At 31.1% G+C, this 21466-nt stretch carries 19 protein-coding genes; all 19 read left to right on the plus strand.

Annotated features, from left to right (window positions below; all coding sequences use genetic code 11):
• Positions 1–2 precede the first annotated feature (2 nt).
• Positions 3–188, plus strand: a complete 186-nt coding sequence (locus ACTTBM_RS00455) for a DUF2065 domain-containing protein (protein WP_075506268.1) — start codon at positions 3–5, stop codon at positions 186–188.
• Position 189: 1 nt separating this feature from the next.
• Positions 190–1605: a Do family serine endopeptidase gene (locus ACTTBM_RS00460; protein WP_440634262.1), complete on the plus strand. Its 1416-nt coding sequence runs from the start codon at positions 190–192 to the stop codon at positions 1603–1605.
• A 2-nt stretch (positions 1606–1607) separates the two neighbouring features.
• Positions 1608–2516, plus strand: coding sequence for a tRNA (adenosine(37)-N6)-dimethylallyltransferase MiaA (gene miaA / locus ACTTBM_RS00465; RefSeq protein WP_440634263.1), 909 nt, complete (start codon positions 1608–1610; stop codon positions 2514–2516).
• A gap of 52 nt (positions 2517–2568) precedes the next feature.
• A complete protein-coding gene (locus ACTTBM_RS00470) occupies positions 2569–4335 on the plus strand; it encodes an acetolactate synthase 3 large subunit (protein WP_440634264.1) in 1767 nt (588 codons plus the stop codon).
• 5 nt (positions 4336–4340) lie between these two features.
• Complete coding sequence (ilvN, locus tag ACTTBM_RS00475; protein ID WP_440634265.1) at positions 4341–4889, plus strand: acetolactate synthase small subunit; 549 nt, start codon at positions 4341–4343, stop codon at positions 4887–4889.
• A 17-nt stretch (positions 4890–4906) separates the two neighbouring features.
• A complete protein-coding gene (ilvC, locus tag ACTTBM_RS00480) occupies positions 4907–5929 on the plus strand; it encodes a ketol-acid reductoisomerase (protein WP_075506263.1) in 1023 nt (340 codons plus the stop codon).
• An 80-nt stretch (positions 5930–6009) separates the two neighbouring features.
• Complete coding sequence (locus tag ACTTBM_RS00485; protein ID WP_262590316.1) at positions 6010–7572, plus strand: ABC transporter substrate-binding protein; 1563 nt, start codon at positions 6010–6012, stop codon at positions 7570–7572.
• A gap of 62 nt (positions 7573–7634) precedes the next feature.
• Positions 7635–8618 (plus strand): ABC transporter permease, encoded by a 984-nt coding sequence (locus ACTTBM_RS00490; protein ID WP_440634266.1) that lies wholly within the window; start codon positions 7635–7637, stop codon positions 8616–8618.
• Positions 8611–9543 (plus strand): ABC transporter permease, encoded by a 933-nt coding sequence (locus ACTTBM_RS00495; RefSeq protein ID WP_440634267.1) that lies wholly within the window; start codon positions 8611–8613, stop codon positions 9541–9543. The genes ACTTBM_RS00490 and ACTTBM_RS00495 overlap by 8 nt, the downstream gene beginning before the upstream one ends.
• Positions 9540–11219 carry a dipeptide ABC transporter ATP-binding protein gene (locus ACTTBM_RS00500; protein ID WP_440634268.1) on the plus strand — a complete coding sequence of 560 codons (1680 nt, stop codon included), beginning with the start codon at positions 9540–9542 and terminating at the stop codon, positions 11217–11219. Before ACTTBM_RS00495 ends, ACTTBM_RS00500 begins: the two co-directional genes overlap by 4 nt.
• 103 nt (positions 11220–11322) lie before the next feature.
• On the plus strand, positions 11323–12894 hold the full coding sequence (locus ACTTBM_RS00505; protein ID WP_440633691.1) for a 2-isopropylmalate synthase: 1572 nt from the start codon (positions 11323–11325) through the stop codon (positions 12892–12894).
• Positions 12894–13928, plus strand: a complete 1035-nt coding sequence (locus tag ACTTBM_RS00510; RefSeq protein WP_440634269.1) for a rod shape-determining protein — start codon at positions 12894–12896, stop codon at positions 13926–13928. Before ACTTBM_RS00505 ends, ACTTBM_RS00510 begins: the two co-directional genes overlap by 1 nt.
• Positions 13929–13931: 3 nt before the next feature.
• Positions 13932–14777, plus strand: coding sequence for a rod shape-determining protein MreC (mreC, locus tag ACTTBM_RS00515; protein WP_440634270.1), 846 nt, complete (start codon positions 13932–13934; stop codon positions 14775–14777).
• Positions 14777–15295, plus strand: a complete 519-nt coding sequence (gene mreD / locus ACTTBM_RS00520; protein WP_440634271.1) for a rod shape-determining protein MreD — start codon at positions 14777–14779, stop codon at positions 15293–15295. Before mreC ends, mreD begins: the two co-directional genes overlap by 1 nt.
• Positions 15288–17192, plus strand: coding sequence for a penicillin-binding protein 2 (gene mrdA, locus ACTTBM_RS00525; protein ID WP_440634272.1), 1905 nt, complete (start codon positions 15288–15290; stop codon positions 17190–17192). The genes mreD and mrdA overlap by 8 nt, the downstream gene beginning before the upstream one ends.
• Entirely contained in the window at positions 17192–18316 is a 1125-nt protein-coding gene (gene rodA / locus ACTTBM_RS00530) for a rod shape-determining protein RodA (protein WP_440634273.1), read from the plus strand. The genes mrdA and rodA overlap by 1 nt, the downstream gene beginning before the upstream one ends.
• Positions 18317–18384: 68 nt before the next feature.
• Positions 18385–19626, plus strand: a complete 1242-nt coding sequence (locus ACTTBM_RS00535; RefSeq protein ID WP_440634274.1) for an NAD(P)/FAD-dependent oxidoreductase — start codon at positions 18385–18387, stop codon at positions 19624–19626.
• Positions 19627–20523: a DMT family transporter gene (locus tag ACTTBM_RS00540; RefSeq protein WP_440634275.1), complete on the plus strand. Its 897-nt coding sequence runs from the start codon at positions 19627–19629 to the stop codon at positions 20521–20523.
• Positions 20516–21466 (plus strand): D-2-hydroxyacid dehydrogenase family protein, encoded by a 951-nt coding sequence (locus ACTTBM_RS00545; RefSeq protein ID WP_440634276.1) that lies wholly within the window; start codon positions 20516–20518, stop codon positions 21464–21466. The genes ACTTBM_RS00540 and ACTTBM_RS00545 overlap by 8 nt, the downstream gene beginning before the upstream one ends.

Raw genomic sequence — 21466 nt, forward strand, 5'->3', positions numbered from 1 at the left:
AGATGAATGAGCTAGTCATAGCTTTTGGTCTTTTTTTATTTATAGAGGGAATTTTATATGCCTTATTTCCAGCAAAAATGAAAAGTATGCTTAAAAAACTTGAACTTGTTAAAGATAGTCAATTAAGATCAGGTGGACTTATTTTTGCAGTTATAGGTTTTGTGATTATTTATTTTATTAAAAGTTAATATGAAAAAATTAAAATTTATTATTTTAACAATTATATTTTCTTTAAGTTTTTCATTACAATCAAACTCTAGGCCTGTTCCAGCATCATTTGCAGACCTTGCAGAAAAATTAATGCCTTCTGTGGTAAATATTTCTACATCAACTACTGTAGTTACAAACAATAACTCTTTTCCATTTCAATTCCCTCCAGGCTCTCCATTTGAAGACATGTTTAAAGAATTTGGAACTCCCCAGGAGAGAAAATCAGCAGCTTTGGGTTCTGGATTTATTATTGATGAGAAGGGAGTAGTAGTTACAAATAATCACGTAATTCAGGATGCTGATGATATTATTGTTAGAGTAAACGGAGACCAAGAATATAAAGCAAAAGTGCTTGGTGCCGACCCTTTGATGGATATAGCAGTGTTACAATTAGATACAGAAGATAAATTTAAACCAGTTGGCTTTGGAGACTCTGATAAAGCAAGAATTGGTGATTGGGTTTTAGCAATTGGAAATCCATTTGGTCTTGGTGGGACAGTAACTGCTGGAATTATTTCAGCAAGGAACAGATCTATTGGGTTATCAAGATATGAAGATTTTATTCAAACAGATGCATCAATAAATTCAGGAAATTCAGGTGGACCTTTATTTGACATGGAAGGAAATGTAATTGGAATTAATACAGCCATCTTAGGAAGAAATGGTTCTATTGGTATAGGATTTTCAATTCCATCCAATAGTGCTCAACAAGTAATTAAACAATTAATTGAGTTTGGTGAAACAAAAAGAGGTTGGCTAGGTGTAAGAATTCAAGATGTAACAAAAGAAATTGCTGAGGTTGAAGAACTAGATAAACCAAGAGGTGCTTTAGTTGCAAGTGTTGCGGAAAATAGTCCCTCTGAAAAAGCAGGAATTCAGGCTGGAGATATTATTTTAGAGTTTAATGGAGTTGAGATTAAGCAAATGAAAGAGTTGCCAGCAATTGTTGCAAGAACAGAAGTTGGAAAAAATGTAGATGTAAAAATTTGGAGAAATAAAAAAGAAATAACTAAAAAGGTTTTGCTGGGAAGATTAGAAACCTCTGATGACTTCAAAGTAAGTGAAAATCCAAAACAAGATGAAAATAATTTAGATGAAATTGTAGAGAGTTTAAGAATATCGGTAAGACCTTTAACTAAAGAGGATATAAAAAACCGTAAATTACCAAACCAAACTACAGGATTAGTAATTACCAATATGGCTAATAACAGTCCTTTAGTAAACTCAATCGAGATCAATAGCATTATTATTGAAGCTCAGAAGAAAAAAATTAAATCAGCAGATGATTTAAGAGATATCACTCAGAAAGCAATAAACTCAAATCAAAAAACTATTTTAATTGCAATTTATAACAATCAAAATCAACGAAGATATATTGGCGTTAAATTAGATTAGTAATGGATTTGAAATCCAAGATAATTTTAATTTCAGGACCTACAGCATCTGGAAAATCAAGTTTTGCAATTAAACTTGCAAAAAAAATTAATGGAGAAATTATTAATGCAGATAGTATGCAAGTTTATAAGCAACTTAAAATTTTGTCAGCAAGACCTAGCCCAAAAAATTATCAGTCAATAAAACATCATTTATATGGTTTCCAAGATGCAAAGAAAAGTTTTTCAACTGGTGATTGGCTTAAAATTGTAAATAAAAAAATAATTGAAGTTAAAAATAGAAAAAAAGCTCCAATTCTTGTAGGAGGAACTGGGCTTTACTTCAAAGCATTAACTGATGGTTTGGTTCAAATTCCGAACATTCCAGTAAGGTTTAGAAATAAAATTAGAAATCTAAATAAAAAAATTGGCCAAAATAAATTTTACAAGCAATTATTAAAACTGGATCCTCTTTCAAAAAATAAAATTAATTCAACGGATACCCAAAGATCAATAAGAGCTTTTGAAGTTAAAAAGTTTACAAAGAAATCTCTTCATGAATGGTTTAAAAATACTAAATCAAACTATTTAGAAGAAGATTTTTTAAAAATTTATATTGATTATCCACGTGATGAGTTGGTTGAAAGAATTCATCAAAGAACTGGAAAAATGATTAAAATGGGTGCCGTGAATGAGGTTAAAAGATTTTTAAAACTAAAAATTAATCAACAAATGACTGCATGTAAAGCAATTGGAATAAATGAAATTCATGAATATTTAGCAAAAGAAAAAAAAATTGATGAAATCAAAGAAAAAATATCAATAAAAACTAGACAATACGCTAAAAGACAAAGCACATGGGCTCGAGGAAACATGAGTGATTGGGTTAAGCTTAAGCCATCTGAGATTAATAATTTTTTAAAAAAAATTTAATTTTTCCATACTTAACCTTGACCAATCAGCACAACTTCAGCTAGATTGCGAAATGCCAAAATTATTAACTGGAGCTGAAATCGTATTTAAGTGTCTTGAAGACCAAAAGGTAAATCATATCTTTGGTTATCCTGGTGGTGCTGTACTGCCAATATATGATGAGTTAAAAAATCATCCGTCTATTAAACATATTCTTGTAAGACACGAGCAAGGTGCAGGTCATGCAGCTGAAGGTTATGCAAGATCATCTGGAAAACCTGGTGTTGTTTTAGTTACTTCAGGCCCTGGTGCCACTAACGTCGTTACAGCTTTAACTGATGCATACATGGACTCAGTTCCAATGGTTTGTATTTCGGGTCAAGTTCCAACACATCTTATTGGTACGGATGCATTTCAAGAATGTGACACAACAGGAATTACACGACCATGTACAAAGCATAACTGGTTAGTAAAAGATATAAACGATCTTTCAGATGTTATGCATGAAGCATTTAAAGTTGCAACAACTGGAAGACCAGGTCCTGTATTAATTGATATTCCAAAAGATATTCAATTTGCAAAAGCAAAATATAAAAAACCAAAAAAAGAAAAAAGTTTAAATGGTAAATCTCACAACAAGTTTTCAGCTGATGAAATTGATCAATTAATTTATTTAATTAGTAAAGCAAAGAAGCCAATAATTTATAGTGGTGGAGGTGTAATTAATTCAGGACCAAAAGCAAGTGAAGCTCTTAGAAAATTTGTTGAGCTAACAGGATTTCCAATTACTTCAACTTTGCAAGGTCTAGGTGCTTATCCTGGAGACGATAATCAGTTTTTAGGAATGCTAGGAATGCACGGAACGTATGAAGCAAACAATGCAATGCATGACTGTGATTTATTAATAAACATTGGCGCAAGATTTGATGACCGTATTACTGGAAAAATTGATGAGTTCTCTCCTAATTCAAAAAAAGTTCATATTGATATTGATCCATCATCAATTAATAAAATTATTAAAGTAGATCTTGCAATCGTAGGTGATGTAACGAAAGTAATTGATAAAGTAAACAAAACAATTGTTAAAAAGAAAAATGGTAATGGTAAATCAAATAAACCAAATATTGCAAAATGGTGGGAACAAATTCAAAAATGGAGAAGTAAAGACTCTTTAAATTTCATTAACAGTGAAGATAGCATAAAACCTCAGCATGCTGTTCAAAGACTTTATGAGTTAACAAAAAATAAAGATACTTATGTAACAACAGAAGTAGGTCAGCATCAAATGTGGGCTGCTCAACATTATAAATTTAATAAACCCAATAGATGGATGACTTCAGGTGGATTAGGAACTATGGGTTATGGATTACCAGCAGCTGTTGGAGTTCAAGTAGCTCATCCAGAAAAATTAGTTATTGATATTGCAGGAGAAGCATCAGTTTTAATGACAATGCAAGAGATGTCCACGGCTGTTCAATACAATTTGCCAATAAAAATATTTATTTTGAACAACCAGTACATGGGAATGGTAAGACAGTGGCAAGAGCTGCTTCATGAAAAGAATTATTCTGAAAGTTATTCAGAAGCATTACCAGATTTTATGAAAATGGCTGATGCTTATGGCTGTAAAGGAATTAAGGCTGATAATCCATTAGAGCTAGATGAAAAAATTCAAGAAATGATAGACTATAATGGTCCTGTTATTTTTGATTGTCATGTGGATCCAAATAAAAATTGTTTTCCAATGATACCTTCAGGAAAACCTCACAATCAAATGATCTTAGGACCAAACGATCAAGAAGAGAATAAAATAAAAGGAAAAGGCAAAGCCTTAGTTTAATCAAAATGCCAAAATCAAAGTCAGCTTATAGCACCCCATCTATAAAACAAAAATCAGATACCTATATTTTTGTAGTTTGGGTAGATAATGAAGCGGGTGTTCTTGCAAGAGTGGTTGGCCTGTTTTCTGGTAGAGGTTATAATATTGAGTCTTTGGCAGTAGCAGAAATTGATGCTATCAAAAACATATCCAGAATAACAATTGTAACAACTGGAACACCACAAGTAATTGACCAGATTAGACTTCAATTAACTAAATTAGTACCTGTACACAAAGTTGCTGAATTTAAAAGAGATGATAAAGACGTGATTTTTAAAGAGATGGCTCTATTTAAAATTGTGGGTAAAAAAAATAAAATTGAAAAATGTTTAAATGCTTGTAAAAAATTTAACCCAGTAGTATTGGATGAAACAAAATCATCAGCAGTTATTCAAATAACAGCACTTAGAAGAGAAATTGATAAAATGAATAAAAAATTAAAACCCTTGGGACTTATAAGCACTTCAAGAACAGGGGCTGTTGCAATGACTAGAGGTGCAAAAATTTTTAACTAATTAATAGGAGATAAATTATGAAAATGTTTTATGAAAAAGATGCAGATGTAGATTTAATTAAAAATAAAAAAATTGCGATTTTTGGTTATGGGAGCCAAGGTCATGCTCATGCACTTAATCTAAAGGATAGTGGAGTTAAAGAAATTGTTGTTGCGTTAAGAGAAGGTTCATCAAGTGTTGCTAAAGCTGAATCAAAAGGTTTAAAAGTGATGAATTTATCTGACGCAGCTGCTTGGGCAGATGTTGTTATGATATTAACTCCAGACGAATTACAAGCTGAAATATATAAAAATCATATTGAACAAAGAGTAAGAGAAGGAACAAGTATTGCTTTTGCTCATGGTTTAAATGTTCACTATGACTTAATTAAAGCAAGAAAAGATTTAGATGTATTTATGGTTGCTCCAAAAGGACCTGGTCATTTAGTAAGAAGCGAATATGAAAAAGGTGGTGGAGTTCCATGTTTGTTTGCAGTTCATCAAGATGGATCTGGTAAAGCAAGAGATTTAGCTCTTTCCTATGCTTCAGCAGTTGGTGGAGGAAGATCAGGTATTATTGAAACTACTTTCAAAGACGAAGTTGAAACAGACTTATTTGGCGAACAAACTGTTTTATGTGGTGGTTTAGTTGAACTAATTAAAAATGGATATGAAACTTTAGTTGAAGCTGGGTATGAACCAGAGATGGCATATTTCGAAACAGTTCATGAAGTTAAATTAATTGTTGATTTGATCTATGAAGGTGGAATTGCAAATATGAATTATTCAATTTCAAATACTGCAGAATATGGTGAGTATCAATCTGGTCCAAGAATTATCAATAAGGAAGAAACAAAGAAAAGAATGAAAGAAGTTTTGGCAGATATTCAATCAGGTAAATTTACCAAAGAGTGGATGGATGAGTGCAAAACTGGTCAAAAAAACTTTTTAGCAACTAGAGCGAAATTGGCTGAACATTCTGTAGAAAAAGTTGGGGCAGAGCTAAGAGCCATGATGCCTTGGATAAGTAAGAAAAAATTAGTTGATAGCGATAAAAGTTAATTATTAATAGAATTTTATATCTGTAATAATCTTTTTTTTTCACTTATAATTTTTTTATAAATTTAAAAAAGAGGTTAATTATGAAGGCTAAAAATTTAGTAAGAATATTACTATCATTAGTTCTAGTATTTGGATTTTCTTCAGCATGGGCAAAAACTATCAAATGGTCAATGCAAGGAGACAGTCTTACACTAGATCCACACGCACAAAACGAAGGTCCAACTACTCAAGTATCTAGACAAGTTTATGAAGCTCTTGTTCAAAGAGCAGTAGATATGAAAATTGAACCAGCGTTAGCAAGAAAATGGACAGCTACAGATCCTAATACTTGGATCTTTAATTTAAGAGAAGATGTAAAATTTTCTGATGGTTCTAAAATGACATCAGCTGATGTTGTATTTAGTATATTAAGAGCTAAACAAAGAACATCTGATTTCAAAGAATATATAAGCACAATATCTGATGTTAAAGCGGTTGGGGAATATGCTGTTAAAATTACAACAAGCAAACCTAATCCTATACTTTTAAATCAACTGTCAAACATTTTTATAATGTCTAGAGCTTGGTCAGAGGCAAACTTTGCAATGTCTCCTCAGAATTGGGATGCAGGACAAGAAACTTTTTCAGCAACTAATGCTTTGGGAACGGGTCCATTTAAAATTACTTTGAGAGAACCGAACACAAAAACAGTGTTTAAAAGAAATAAGCATTGGTGGGGTGATATGGAAGATGATGGCATAAAGCAAATTGAGTTACTTCCAATTAAAAATGCTGCAACAAGAGTAGCTGCCTTACTATCCGGTGAGATTGATTTAGTGACTGATGCACCTGTTCAAGATTTAAAAAGAATTGGTTCTTCTTCAGGACACCAAGTTGTAAGTACACCGCAGATGAGAACAATCTTTTTAGGAATGGATCAAGCAGCAGATAAATTAAGAACTGGAAACACTGGTGATAATCCTTTCAAGAAAAAAGAAGTTAGACAAGCACTTTATCAAGCAATTGACATTGAGGCTATCAAGAAAAAAGTAATGAGAGGTCTAAGTGAACCAGCTGGAATAATTACATTCCCAGGAGTAAATGGTTACACAGCAGAACTTGATAAAAGATTACCTTATGATGTTGATGCAGCAAAAAAACTTTTAGCTAGCGCAGGTTATCCTAACGGGTTCGATGTAGAACTAAGATGTCCAAACGATAGATATGTAAACGATGAAGCAATTTGTACAGCTGTTGTTGGTATGTTGGGTAAAATTGGAGTTAATGTTAACTTGTTTGCTCAAACAAAAAGTAAACACTTCAAAGAGCTAAAAGATGACCAAGGTGATTTTTATATGCTTGGATGGGGTGTACCAACTTTAGACAGTCATTACGTATTTCATTATTTATATGAAACAGGTGCTAGTTGGAACAAAGTTAACTTCAGTAACCCTGATGTAGATGCTGCAATTAGAGTTATGGAAGGTGAAGTTGATTTAGATAAAAGAAACGCTGCAATTGCAAATGCTTGGAAAATTGTAAAAGATGATATTGCTTATCTTCCTTTGCACCACCAAGTTATTTCTTGGGCATCTAAAAGTAACGTGAACGTTCCTATCAGACCTAATAACGAACCGTTATTTAGAGCTGCTAGCGTAAATTAAATTAAAATTATTATAAGCCCCTTAAATTTATAAGGGGCTTATAAATTTAAAATCCTCATAAATTGATAAAGTATTTTTTTAAAAGATTATTTCAATCAGCTTTGGTAATGCTAGTTGTTGCCTTTGTCTCTTTTTCCTTGTTCAATTTTGTTGGAGACCCAATAAACAACATGGTAGGAGAAGAAACTTCAGACGAAGAAAGAGCTGAATTAAGAGAAACATTGGGTTTAATGGATCCAATTCATGTTCAATTCTCAAGATTTGTAATTAATGCGTCTAAAGGAGAGTTTGGTATTTCTTATCAATTAAGAAGACCAGTGTCTGAACTGATTGTTGAGAGATTACCAGCTACTATTGAACTTGTTGTAATTTCTGCTTTGATAGCATTAGTGACAGGAACTCTTTTAGGAGTTTATACAGGTATAAATAGAAAGGGTTTTTTGAGCGACTTTGTTTTAGCAATTTCATTGCTTGGAGTGTCACTACCCACATTTGTAATTGGGATATTATTTATTTACTTATTTGCTGTAATTCTAGGAGTGCTCCCCTCGTTTGGTAGAGGAGAAGTTGTTGATTTAGGATTTTGGACAACAGGTTTTTTAACAGTTTCAGGTCTTAAAGCGATAATTCTTCCATCAGTTACATTAAGTCTTTTTCAAATGACATATATAATCAGGCTAGTAAGAGCTGAAATGATGGAAATTTTACAAACTGATTATATAAAATTTGCCAGAGCACGTGGAATTAGTGAAGACAGTATAAAATACAAACATGCTTTAAAAAATGGTTTGATACCCGTAATAACAATCGCTGGGATTAATATTGGAACATTAATCGCGTTTTCAATAATAACCGAAACGGTTTTTCAATGGCCTGGAATGGGTTTCTTGTTTATTCAAGCTGTTCAGTTTGTAGATATACCAATTATGTCGGCTTATTTAGTATTCATTGCATTTGTTTTTGTGATGATAAATTTTATAGTTGATATTCTTTATTATTTTATTGATCCAAGGATTAGAGTTAAAGGAGATGCCGCAAGTGGATAATAATTTAAATTTAACAAGATGGGAAAGAATTAAGGATAGCGACATCTATCATAGCTTTATAAAGTCTCCGACAGCAATTATATCTTCAGCAATTTTATTTGTTATTTTTTTCTGTTCTTTTTTTATCGAATTTTTAACACCTTATACACCTTTCGATCCATCATCTTTGTCTTTGATGGATGCATTTACACCACCATCTTGGACAGAAGATGGTTTAGCACAATTTATTCTAGGAACAGATGGCCAAGGAAGAGATATGTTATCAACCATATTATATGGATGTAGAATATCTCTTATTGTTGGTTTTGCTGCAATTATATTTAGTCTAGTTCTTGGTGTTGGTTTAGGATTAACAGCTGGATATTTTGGCGGCAAATATGAAATGGTAGTAATGAGGCTTACAGATGTTCAGTTGACTGTACCAAGTATATTGATGGCACTCTTGGTTGATGGAATAGCAAGAGGACTAATTTCAAGAGAAATGCATGATGAAATGGCAATCTATGTTTTGATTTTTGCTATTGGAATTTCCGAATGGCCACAGTTTGCAAGAGTATCTAGGGCAGCAACTTTGGTAGAAAAAAATAAAGACTATGTTTCTGCCTCAACGATAATTGGTGTTTCAAATATAGTAATTATGTTTAAACATATTCTACCAAATATTATGAGACCAGTCTTGGTCATCGGTACAATTGGTCTAGCCCTTGCTATCTTGGCAGAGTCGACTTTAAGTTTTTTGGGCGTTGGGGTTCCACCAACAACCCCTTCTTTAGGTACATTGATAAGATTAGGTAATGATTTTTTATTTTCGGGAGAATGGTGGATTACATTTTTCCCAGCAATTTTTTTGGTGATTTTAGCTTTTTCAATTAATTTATTAGGAGATTGGATGAGAGACACTTTAAATCCAAAATTAAAAAAATGAGTTTTTTAAAAATAAATAATTTAAGTGTTGATTATAAAATGCGTAAAGAGACTGTTTACGCAGCCAAAAACGTTAATATTGAAGTAAATAAGGGTGAAATTTTAGGATTGGTTGGAGAGTCTGGTTCTGGAAAAAGTACTGTTGGAAATGCTATAATTAATTTAATTGATGAGCCAGGAAAGGTTTCAAGTGGCTCAGTAATTTTGGGAGACTTAAATATTCATGAAAACTCAGAGAGTATAATTAAATATCGAGGCAATAAAATTGGATTAATATTTCAAGACCCACAAACATCTTTAAATCCAATATTAACAGTTGGTGAACAATTAATTGAAACTATTCAAACTCATCTAAATTTAAACAAAGAGGAAGCAAAAAGTAAATCCATTAATTTATTAAAAGAAGTTGGTATTAAGGATGCTGAAAAAAGATTTAATGACTATCCTCATCAGTTTTCAGGAGGAATGAGACAAAGAGTGGTTATTTCTTTAGCCTTATGCTGTGAACCAGAATTATTAATAGCTGATGAACCCACTACTGCTTTAGATGTTTCTATTCAATCACAGATTTTAGATTTAATTAAAAAACTTACAAAAGAAAGAAACTTAGCTGTGATTTTAATCACTCATGATATGGGTGTTATTGCTGAAACTGCCAATCGTGTAGCTGTGATGAAAAGTGGAAATTTAGTTGAAATTGGTGAAACAAAAAAAATATTAACAACTCCTCAACAAAGTTATACTAAAAGTCTTGTAAGCTCAGTTCCACCCACTAACAAGAAAATTTCAAGATTTGTGATAGTAGAAAAAGAAAATAAAAATAAAGAAAATAATATCAAAATTTTGAATAGATGGACTAAAAAAGAAATTACCAACCAAGATTTAGTTCAAGTTAAAAATCTTAATAAAAGTTTTGATGACAATTTTTTTACAGAAAATTCTAAAAATTCTGTGTTAGCTGTAAATAATGTTTCATTCGAAATAAAAGAAGGTGAGTCATTTGGATTAGTAGGTGAAAGTGGTAGCGGAAAATCTACTATTGCAAAAATGATTGTAAATTTATTTAAACCTTCATCAGGAGATATATTTTTTGACAGCACTTGTATTACAAAGATAAAAAATAGGTCAGAACTAATGAAATTTAGAAAACAAATACAAATGATTTTTCAAGATCCCTATTCATCATTAAATGGTAGATTGAAAGTAAAAGATATTATTGCTGAGCCTATTACGCTTCACAATCCTTCGATATCTAATTCTGATCTAAATAATTATGTCTACGATTTATTAGACTCTGTTGAAATGTCTCAAAAATCAGCAGATAGATATCCACATGAATTTTCAGGCGGTCAACGACAAAGAATTTCGATTGCAAGAGCTTTAGCAACTCAGCCAAGGCTCTTAGTTTGTGATGAACCCACATCTGCACTAGACGTTAGTATTCAAGCACAAATATTAAATTTGTTAAAAGATCTTCAAGAGCAATTAAATTTGACTATTTTATTTATTAGCCATGACTTACCAGTTGTAAGACAAATGTGTGATAGAATTGGAGTTCTAAAAGATGGCAAGTTATGTGAAGTTTCAAATACTGAAGATTTATTTTTGAACCCTAGCCATGAATACACAAAGGAACTTTTGCACTTGATGCCTAAAATTGAGTCTATTTATAATTAATTTTTGTATCACCTAAAATGGACGAAAAAATTTAGCTATTTATACTAATTATTTTGCAATCTCTCTTATAGATTGTATTATAGATTTTCCAAAAATTTTTATTATGAGCGACAAAGATAGAGTCTTTATATTTGATACAACTATGCGTGATGGTGAGCAATCACCTGGCGCATCAATGAGTTTGGAAGAAAAAATTCAGATTGCTCGAGTGTTTGATGAACTGGGAATTGATATTATCGAAGCAGGTTTTCCTATAGCATCACCAGGAGATTTTGAGGCAGTTTCTGAAGTTAGTAAGATTTTAAAAAATTCTATACCAGCAGGATTATCTAGACATTCAGTAAAAGATATTGATAGAGCTTATGAAGCACTAAAGCATGCTCCTAGATTTAGAATACATACTTTTATTTCTACAAGTCCATTACATATGAAGCATAAATTAAATATGTCACCTGAAGATGTTTATGAGTCAATTGGTAAACACGTTTCTTATGCAAGAAAATTTACTGATGATGTTGAGTGGTCATGTGAAGATGGGACAAGAACTGATATGGATTATATGTGTAAAACAGTTGAGCTTGCAATAAAAAATGGAGCAACAACAATTAACATCCCTGATACTGTCGGTTATACAATACCTTCTGAGTTTACAACGATCATTGAAACACTTTTAAATAAAGTTCCTAATATTGATAAAGCAATTTTATCTACTCATTGCCACAATGATTTAGGTTTAGCAGTAGCTAATTCTTTAGCTGGTGTTCAAGCAGGAGCAAGACAAATTGAATGTACTATAAATGGTTTAGGTGAGAGAGCAGGAAATGCTGCATTAGAAGAAGTTGTTATGGCAATTAAGACAAGACCAGATTTGATGCCTTACGAAACTGGAATTAACACAACTTTATTAAGCAAAGCATCAAAGATAGTTTCAAATGCAACTGGATTTCCAGTCCAATATAACAAAGCAATTGTTGGAAAAAATGCATTCGCACATGAGGCAGGTATTCATCAAGACGGAATGTTAAAAAATAGACAGACTTATGAAATTATGACGCCGGAGAGTGTCGGAGTTAAACAAACTTCATTGGTAATGGGTAAACATTCTGGACGTCATGCTTTTAAAGATAAATTAAACAGTTTGGGTTATCCAGATTTAACAGATGATGTAGTAGGAAATGCATTTGCAAAGTTTAAGGTTTTAGCAGACAAGAAAAAACATGTTTATGACGAAGATATTATTGCACTTGTTGATGATAGTTTAATTGTTGATAATAAAGTTAGCGCAATTAACTTAAAATCATTAAAAGTATTTGCTGGTACAGGTGAACCTCAAAAAGCAGAGATGACTTTAGATGTATATGGAGATGTAAAACAAGCTACAGAAACTGGGGATGGACCAGTTGATGCAATATTTAAATGTATAAAAACCCTTTATCCTCATGATGTAAATTTACAGCTTTATCAAGTACATGCTGTAACCGAAGGTACCGATGCTCAAGCTACTGTTAGTGTAAAAATTGAGGAAAATGGAAAAACAACTGTTGGTCAAGCAGCAGATACTGATACTTTAGTTGCTTCTGCAAATGCATACATAAATGCATTAAATAAAATGATAATTAAACGAGATAAAACAGCTCCAATGGAGCAAGAAAGTCAAAAGGTAAGGGGAATATAATGGGGTTATTCGATAGCGTTAAAAAAGTATGGAGCCAAGATATGGCAATTGATCTTGGAACAGCAAATACACTAGTGGTATTAAAAGGAAAAGGTGTTGTTCTTAACGAACCATCTGTCGTTGCAATTGTTGATCAAGGTGGAAAGAAAAATGTTTTAGCTGTTGGAGATGAAGCCAAAACAATGCTTGGAAGAACACCTGGGAATATTAGTGCTATCAGACCTTTAAGAGATGGTGTTATAGCAGACTTTATAGTTACAGAGGAGATGATCAAACACTTTATAAAAAAAGTTCATAAAGGAAGTACTTTTGCTAATCCTAGAATTTTAATATGTGTACCAACTGGTTCAACACCAGTTGAAAGAAAAGCAATTCAAGACAGCGCATTAGCTGCGGGAGCAAGAAGAGTTCAATTAATTGAAGAACCAATCGCTGCAGCTATTGGAGCCGGACTTCCAATTTCTGAAGCCACAGGATCAATGATTGTTGATATAGGTGGTGGTACAAGTGAGATTGCAGTCATGTCATTAGGTGGACTGGTTTATTCTAAATCCCTAAGGGTTGCTGGTGATGCTATGGATACAGCAATAGTAAATTACATGAGAAAAGAATACAATTTACTGATTGGAGACACTACTGCTGAAAAAATTAAGAAAGAAATGGGTACAGCTATTCCAACAGGAACTAATACTTATCCTGTAAAAGGTAGAGATTTAAGATCAGGTACTCCAAAAGAAGTAAACATTACCGAAGAAGATACTGCTGAAGCGCTTAATGATATTTTGAAAGAAATGGTTAATGCAATCAAAGATGCTTTGGAAAATACTCCTCCAGAATTATCTGCTGACTTAGTAGATATGGGTCTTACTTTAACAGGTGGTGGAGCTTTATTAAAAAATATTGACAAAAGATTCTCAAAAGAAACAGGTTTACCAGTGCATGTTGCTGATGATCCATTGTCTTGTGTTGCAGTTGGAACTGGTAAAGCTTTGGATCAAGAAGAAACTTTTTCTACTATGTTATCTGAATATTAAAAGATGGTAAAAGGCAGAGAGGACTTTGTAATTGCCTTAAGATCTGTTTTTTTAAAAAAGAAAGATCAACAAAAGTTTTCGCTTATAAGCTTAATTATTTTATCTGTTGTTATAATAATTTTAAGCAATTTTAATTTTAAACCAATTCAACTTGTTAAGTTAGGAATTAACGAAGTAATATATAGATCTTCCTATGTTGTATCTGTACCAGAAAATAAAATTGAAGAGGTAATATCTAAAATTAAATCACACTTTGATTTTTATAAAAATCATCAAAACCAATTAATTAAAATAGAGAATACAGATGAGATTAAAGTATTAAATACTATTTTAACTGCTGAAAATAAAAGACTTAGAGAGTTGATTGATGAAAGCATAAATTCAGAAGATATATTTGCAAGAGTTTTAATTGACAGAGAAAGTCCATACTTAAAATCAATAGTTTTGAATAGAGGAACTAAAGACAATGTAAAAATGGGAATGGCAGTAATGGATCGAAATTATTTGGTCGGTCAGATTATTGAGGTAAATTATTCAAATTCAAGAGCTCTACTTCTGTCAGATTTAAATAGCAAAATACCAGTAGTAATTCAGCCCCCATTTCTGCAAGCTGTAGCCTCTGGAACTGGTAAGGATCATGGAATAATTGAATATACCAAAGATGAGTACAAAGAAAATCAGATTGAAAATGAGGCTGTTGTATACACTTCTGGTCTTGCAGGTATTTTTAAACCAGGTATTCCAGTTGGTAAAATAACAAATAGTTCAAAGCAACTAAGTTTTTTTTCTGATTTTGGACAATTAAGTTTTGTAAAGATTGTAGAATTTAAAATAGGGGAGCGTCAATAATGGCTTCATTGAACAAAAGTACATTTTTTAGATCATTCCTCTCTTATTTGCCGATTATTATTTTGTTTTTTTCAGTGTTTAATGAATTTGACTTTAATTATTTAAAGTTAGATTATTTTTCATTCAACTTCGTTTTCATTTTAATCTTTTTTTGGACCTTAAGAAATCCAGATTACTTAGGATATTTCTCAATTTTCTTAGCAGGAATTATTAACGACGTAGTAATTGGTATTCCAATTGGAATAAGCAGTTTTTGTTATTTACTAATCTGTGCCATTACCTCGTATATTAGACAAATTACACTAAGTCCAAAATTCATAAATGATTGGCTTTCTTTTATTATTGCTGTTTTGCTTATCAATTCAATTCAAGTAATAATTTTAGACTTAGTATTTTTATATCAGGTAGATTATATGGACTACTTAATAAATTCTGGTTTTACTTTTCTACTTTACCCATTATTTTTTATTTTATTTAACATTTTAAATAACAATATTTCAAATAAACAGAATGATTAGTGGTAATTCAAGTATTAGAAAAACAGACGTAATTAATAGACGGATGTTTATTATTGGTGCTGCAAAAATAATTATTTTTACAGGAATTATAGCCAGACTTTTTTCTCTGCAAGTTAACGAAAATAAAAAATATCTTACTCTTTCAGATAAAAATAGAATTAGAGAGTGGAAGTTGCCACCAATAAGAGGTGATATAGTGGATTACTTTGGCAATGTTATAGCTGGAAATTTAAAAGTATATCAACTTCATATAATTCCAGAACAAGTTGAAAACTTCAATTATTTGTTAACTCGATTAAAAACTCTACTTAACCTGAGTGATAAAAAAATAGAAAAAATTGTAAAATCAAAAAATAAATTAAAACCTTGGGAAAGTATTATTGTTTCTGAAAATTTATCTTGGAGTGATTTTTTAAAAATAAATAATTATTTATATGACTTAGTTGGTGTTAAACCAGTTATGACCATTTCAAGAAATTACCCTTTTAGCGAAACTTATACTCATATTCTAGGCTATGTCAGTCAACCTAATGAGGAAGAGATTTTAGCTAATGAAACTGTTCAAGAAAGATTTGTTCCAGGTATGAAAATTGGAAAATTAGGTTTAGAAAAAACTTTAGAAAATTACTTGATTGGTACAAATGCTATCCAAAGATATGAAGTAAACGCTTATGGGAAAAGAATTAATCAACTTGAGCATCAAAAAGGAAAACAAGGTTTAAGAGTAAGATTAACTGTTGATACTGAGGTTCAGAAAGCTTGTGGAAAACTTTTAAATGACCGAGCTGGATCAATAAGTGTAATGGATATTTATACGGGTGATATCATAGCAATGTACTCTTCTCCATCCTACGACCCAAACAAATTTTTATTTGGTATAAGCAATGATGATTGGGCATTAATTAGAAATAATCCATTAAAACCACTAGTAAATAAGACACTTGCAGGACTTTATTCTCCAGGATCTACAATAAAACCAATTGTAGCTTTATCTGCTTTAGAAAATAAAATTGTTAGTCCAAATTTTAAAGTTAAATGCACTGGTAAGATGGAACTCTATGGACAGACTTTTCACTGTTGGAAAGAAAAAGGTCATGGATTTGTAAGTTTAAAAAATGCAATGAAACAATCATGTGATACCTATTTTTATGAAGTTGCAAGATTACTAGGAGTAGATCGATTAAATGTTACAGCTGAAAAATTTGGCCTTGGTAAAAAAGTGTTAGGAGATTATTTTGATTTTGAAAAATCAGGTTTATTTCCAAACACTAAATGGAAAAAAAATAATCTTGGAAAAGGTTGGGTTCTTGGTGAAACATTAATAACTGGAATAGGTCAAGGTTACACTCAAACAACTCCACTTCAATTATGCCTTATGACAGCTCAGATTGCTAATGGAGGCTACTCTATAAAACCAAGAATAATAGTTGATAATAATGCTGTTTCTTTCGAAGAAGCTAAAAATAAATTTGAAGAAGGGCCTTTATTTTCTGAAGAAAAAAAATTATTTGAGAATCCTAAAAATATAAAAATTGTTCAAGAGGCCATGTTTAGTTCAACTAATGAATTATACGGCACATCATACAAATCTAGAATAGACGATCCAAAATATCAATTTGCTGGTAAAACTGGAACTGCGCAGGTTAAGAGAATTAGTATGCGAGAAAGAGAACTTGATCTTAAAATTGAGCAAATCCCTTATAAAGATCGAGATCACGCATTATTCGTTGCGTATGGTCCGTATATTAATCCAAGATACGCATTAAGTATTATAGTTGAGCATGGTGGCTCAGGAAGTAAAACTGCAGCACCAATTGCAAAAGAATTGTTCAAATTAATAATTGATAGAAACGATCTAAGAAATAAACAAAAAAATTTTGAGGAAATAGAAATTTGATGTTTCAACACGATAGATTAAATAACGAACTTACTTTCTGGCAAAAGATTAAAGAGTTAGACTATATTTTACTGATAAGTATATTTTTACTTTCAATATTAAGTTTATTTGTGATGTACTCAACAGATGGAGGAGAAATTCTATTTCATACAAAAAGTCATTTTAGTAAAATAGTAGTTTTTTTCCCTTTAATGATTTTAATTGCGTTTTTTAATATTAGATGGTGGCACAACTTATCATACTTGTTTTATATAGCTGTAATTCTTCTACTAATTTATGTTTCTTTTTTTGGAATAAAATCATCAGGCTCAAGAAGATGGATGGATTTATATTTATTTAATTTACAGCCTTCAGAGTTAATGAAGATAGCAATTATACTTTGCTTAGCAAAATATTATCACAGAGTTAAAATTGAAAATGTAAACTCAGTTACAAGTATCATGACAGTTGTTACTATAATTTTAATACCAATTATTATGGTGCTCTCACAACCAGATTTAGGAACTTCAATTCTCATTGCATCAAGTGGACTAATTGTTTTATGGTTGGGAGGCGTTAAGATAAAATATTTTATTTATTCTTTTATAGTTTTTTTAATATCACTACCTTTTGTAATTTCTTTCTTAAAGCCTTATCAAAAATTGAGAATATTGACTTTTTTAGACCCTGATAGAGATCCATTGGGCGCTGGTTATCAAATAATTCAGTCAAAAATAGCAATAGGTTCTGGTGGCTTAGAGGGCAAAGGTTTTTTAAAAGGCACACAAAGTTATTTGGATTTTTTACCTGAAAAACATACTGATTTTATATTCACTTTATTTTCTGAAGAGTTTGGATTTATAGGATCAGTAGGATTATTAATTTTGTATTCAATTATTATTATCAGAATTTTGAGAATAGGTGCTATCTCAAGAAGTAATTTTTCAAGGTTATTCTGTTTTGGATTTGCTTTTGCAATATTCATTTACATTGTTGTAAATCTTTCAATGGTCTTAGGTTTATTGCCAATTGTTGGTTCTCCATTACCGATAATGTCCTACGGAGGTTCCTCTATGTTGGCAACTATGATCGGATTTGGTATTGTTCTTAGCGCCAAGATAAATCACAAACAGATGATTGCTTAAAATATTTAATTTAATTAAGCATAATTTGTCACTATGAAACTTTAATTTTTTAATTGTATAAAGTCCTTATGAATAAGAACATTAAGGTTGGAATAGTTGGTGCAGGTATCCAAGGTGTTTCAAATGCTTTGTTCCTTCAAAAAAAGGGATTTAATGTAACAATATTTGATAGAGATAATCCAGGAAGCCAAGCAGCTTCTTATGGAAATGCAGGACATTTTTCGCCTTATGCTTCACTTTCTTTAAATAGAACAGATGTCTTAGCGGATGTTCCGGCTATGTTATTAAGTTCAACTGGTCCTCTAGCTTTAAAATGGAATTATGTTCCAAAAATGATTCCATGGTTCATGAAATTTATCATGAACACTACAAAAACTAAGATGATGCATACTGCAAAAAATATGCATCAAATTTTAGATTTAGCTCTACCGGCGTATGATGAATTATTTGATGAAATAGATCTTGAAGGATTAGTGGAAAACAAAGGAATACTTTATATCTGGAATGATCAAGATCTAAAAAGTAGGGAATTAGAAATTAGAGTTAGAGATGAATTAGGAGTTAAACAACAACTAGTAAATAAAGCTGAAATTCATGATTTAGAACCCCATATTAAACCTTTCTATCATGCTGGAGTTTACTATCCTTATGCAAGACATGCTCGAAATCCAAAAAGAATCCTTTTAAAATTATTTGATCTATTTTTGCAAAAAGGTGGAAAGTTTAACAAAGTAAATATTAAAGATATAAAATTTGATGATGAAAAACCTATTTTTAAAACTGAAACACAAAATTATGTTTTTGATAAAGCAGTTATTGCTTGTGGCGCTTTTTCTAAAAAATTGACTGACAATTTAAATGAACAAATTCCTCTAGATACTGAAAGAGGATATCATGTTCATTTTAAAAACTGTGATCATTTATTAAGCCGACCAGTAATATTTTCAAACCGTGGTTTTGGAATTACACCAATGGAACAAGGATTAAGAGTAGTTGGTACAGTTGAATTTGGTGGATTAGAAAATCCTTTGTCAAAATCTAGAGTTAAAAATTTAATTAATAATGCAAAATATATGCTTGGTGATTTACCCGAGCATGAGGATGAGTGGTTAGGATTTAGACCAACTTTACCAGACTTTTTACCTGTCATGGGACCATCAAAAAATTATAAAAATGTTTATTATTGTTTTGGACATCATCATTTAGGATGGACTTTAGGCCCAATTTCTGGAAAGATTGTTTCAGGAATGATTGCGAACGAAAATACAAACTTAGATTTAAAACCTTATAGTTCGTTAAGATTTAGCTAAGTGGGTCAGAACGCCAAAGCATATTTAATGTTGGTTTGTGCAACATTATTTTGGGCAGGCAATTTTACAATTGCTAAGTTTGCATACTTGCAAAACATACCACCAAATACTCTTTCATTTTTAAGATGGTGTTTTGTATGGATAATTTTATTTCCCTTTACGTATCAGGAAATATTTAAATTAAAGTATAAAATTAAAGAAAATTTATCTTTATTTTTTATCCTTGGTTTTACCAGTGTTTGTATATTTACTTCATTTACTTATAATGCTTTAAATCATACCCAAGTAATCAATGCATCTCTTTTTAATACTGCAATACCAGTTACAATAATTTTAGTTTGTTTTTTGTTGAAAATTGAAAAAACAAATATTTTTCAATTATCAGGCCTGTTTATTTCTGTATTAGGTATTTTAGCTATTATCACAAGATTGGATCTTAATATTTTGCTTTCTTTAAATTTTAATAAAGGAGATTTATTTATGATAGGTGCGATAATTGCATGGGGAGTTTATTCAGCATATTTAAGAAAAAGAAATTTTGATGTTTCTCTACTTGCCCTTGTACAAATCATATGCACGTTTGGCCTAATATTTCTTTTGCCTTTATTTTTTTTCGATGTAATTCAAGATAAAGTTGTAGAGATAAATAGCAACTTTTTTTACATTTTATTTTATATTGCTTTGTTTCCAAGTATTGGCTCTTACTATTGTTGGGCAGGTGCTGTTGCGGTTATTGGAGCTAATCGAGCAGGAATTTTTTTATCATTAATTCCTTTATTCAGTACAATTTTTGCAATCATACTTTTTAATGAAAAATTTTTATTTTTTCATTTAATTGGGTCTATTTTAATTATATTAGGTCTATTTTTATCAAACAAAAAAATTAAAAATGCTTAAAGTTGCTATATTAGATGATTACCAAAATGTTGCTCAACAATTTGTTGATTTAGAAAAATTATCTGGAAAATATGAATTTAAAATTTTCAGCGAACCTTTTGTAGATGAGGCGGACGCTATTGAACAATTAGCTGATTTTGAAGCTCTTCTAATAATGAGAGAAAGAACTCCAATTACAAAAAATCTTATTGATAATTTAAGTGATTTAAAATTTGTTATCACGAGTGGATTAAGAAATAGATCTATAGACCTAGAAGCTGCTAAAAAAAGAAAAATTATAGTTTGTGGGACAGATATTAATATCAATCCTACTCCTGAACTTACTTGGGCACTAATTCTTGGTTTAGCTAGAAACTTTAAAGAAGAATTTGATAATATGTATCAAGGATATTGGCAAACTACTATTGGTGTTGAGCTAAAAGGAAAAATATTAGGATTAATAGGATTGGGAAGAGTAGGAAGTGAAGTTGCAAAAATTGGAAAAGCTTTTGGAATGCAAGTTATGGCTTGGAGTGAAAATTTAAGTTTAGATAAATGCAAAGAGCTCGATGTCTTGCCATGTAGCAAAGATGATTTAATTAAGAACTCAGATGTTTTATCCGTTCATGTGCAAGGTGGAGAGAGATACAAAGATTGCATAACATTAAAAGAGTTAGACAATATGAAGAAGACAGCTTTTTTAATTAATACTTCAAGAGGTCCAATAGTTAATGAAGATGATTTGATTATAGCATTATCAACTAATGTAATTGCTGGAGCTGGCATTGATGTTTATGAAAAAGAACCTCTGCCTGAAAATAATAAATTAAGATTTTTACCTAACGCTTTGTTAACTCCGCATATAGGATATGTAACAGCAGAAAATTACAGTATTTTTTACAATCAAATGATCGAGGGATTAGAGGCTTGTGTTAATGGAAAGCCAATCAGAGTTTTAGAGTAA

The sequence above is a fragment of the Candidatus Pelagibacter sp. HIMB1746 genome, from assembly GCF_052047555.1.
Lineage (GTDB): Bacteria > Pseudomonadota > Alphaproteobacteria > Pelagibacterales > Pelagibacteraceae > Pelagibacter.

Excerpts from the sequence above, each read along its gene's own strand:
- ACTTBM_RS00455 (WP_075506268.1), top strand. The coding sequence starts at position 3 with ATGAATGAGCTAGTCATAGCTTTTGGTCTTTTTTTATTTATAGAGGGA.
- ACTTBM_RS00460 (WP_440634262.1), top strand. The coding sequence starts at position 190 with ATGAAAAAATTAAAATTTATTATTTTAACAATTATATTTTCTTTAAGT.
- ACTTBM_RS00510 (WP_440634269.1), top strand. The coding sequence starts at position 12,894 with ATGGGGTTATTCGATAGCGTTAAAAAAGTATGGAGCCAAGATATGGCA.
- ilvN (WP_440634265.1), top strand. The coding sequence starts at position 4,341 with ATGCCAAAATCAAAGTCAGCTTATAGCACCCCATCTATAAAACAAAAA.
- mrdA (WP_440634272.1), top strand. The coding sequence starts at position 15,288 with ATGATTAGTGGTAATTCAAGTATTAGAAAAACAGACGTAATTAATAGA.
- miaA (WP_440634263.1), top strand. The coding sequence starts at position 1,608 with ATGGATTTGAAATCCAAGATAATTTTAATTTCAGGACCTACAGCATCT.
- ACTTBM_RS00545 (WP_440634276.1), top strand. The coding sequence starts at position 20,516 with ATGCTTAAAGTTGCTATATTAGATGATTACCAAAATGTTGCTCAACAA.
- ACTTBM_RS00500 (WP_440634268.1), top strand. The coding sequence starts at position 9,540 with ATGAGTTTTTTAAAAATAAATAATTTAAGTGTTGATTATAAAATGCGT.
- mreC (WP_440634270.1), top strand. The coding sequence starts at position 13,932 with ATGGTAAAAGGCAGAGAGGACTTTGTAATTGCCTTAAGATCTGTTTTT.
- ACTTBM_RS00535 (WP_440634274.1), top strand. The coding sequence starts at position 18,385 with ATGAATAAGAACATTAAGGTTGGAATAGTTGGTGCAGGTATCCAAGGT.
- ACTTBM_RS00485 (WP_262590316.1), top strand. The coding sequence starts at position 6,010 with ATGAAGGCTAAAAATTTAGTAAGAATATTACTATCATTAGTTCTAGTA.
- mreD (WP_440634271.1), top strand. The coding sequence starts at position 14,777 with ATGGCTTCATTGAACAAAAGTACATTTTTTAGATCATTCCTCTCTTAT.
- ilvC (WP_075506263.1), top strand. The coding sequence starts at position 4,907 with ATGAAAATGTTTTATGAAAAAGATGCAGATGTAGATTTAATTAAAAAT.
- ACTTBM_RS00470 (WP_440634264.1), top strand. The coding sequence starts at position 2,569 with ATGCCAAAATTATTAACTGGAGCTGAAATCGTATTTAAGTGTCTTGAA.
- ACTTBM_RS00505 (WP_440633691.1), top strand. The coding sequence starts at position 11,323 with ATGAGCGACAAAGATAGAGTCTTTATATTTGATACAACTATGCGTGAT.
- rodA (WP_440634273.1), top strand. The coding sequence starts at position 17,192 with ATGTTTCAACACGATAGATTAAATAACGAACTTACTTTCTGGCAAAAG.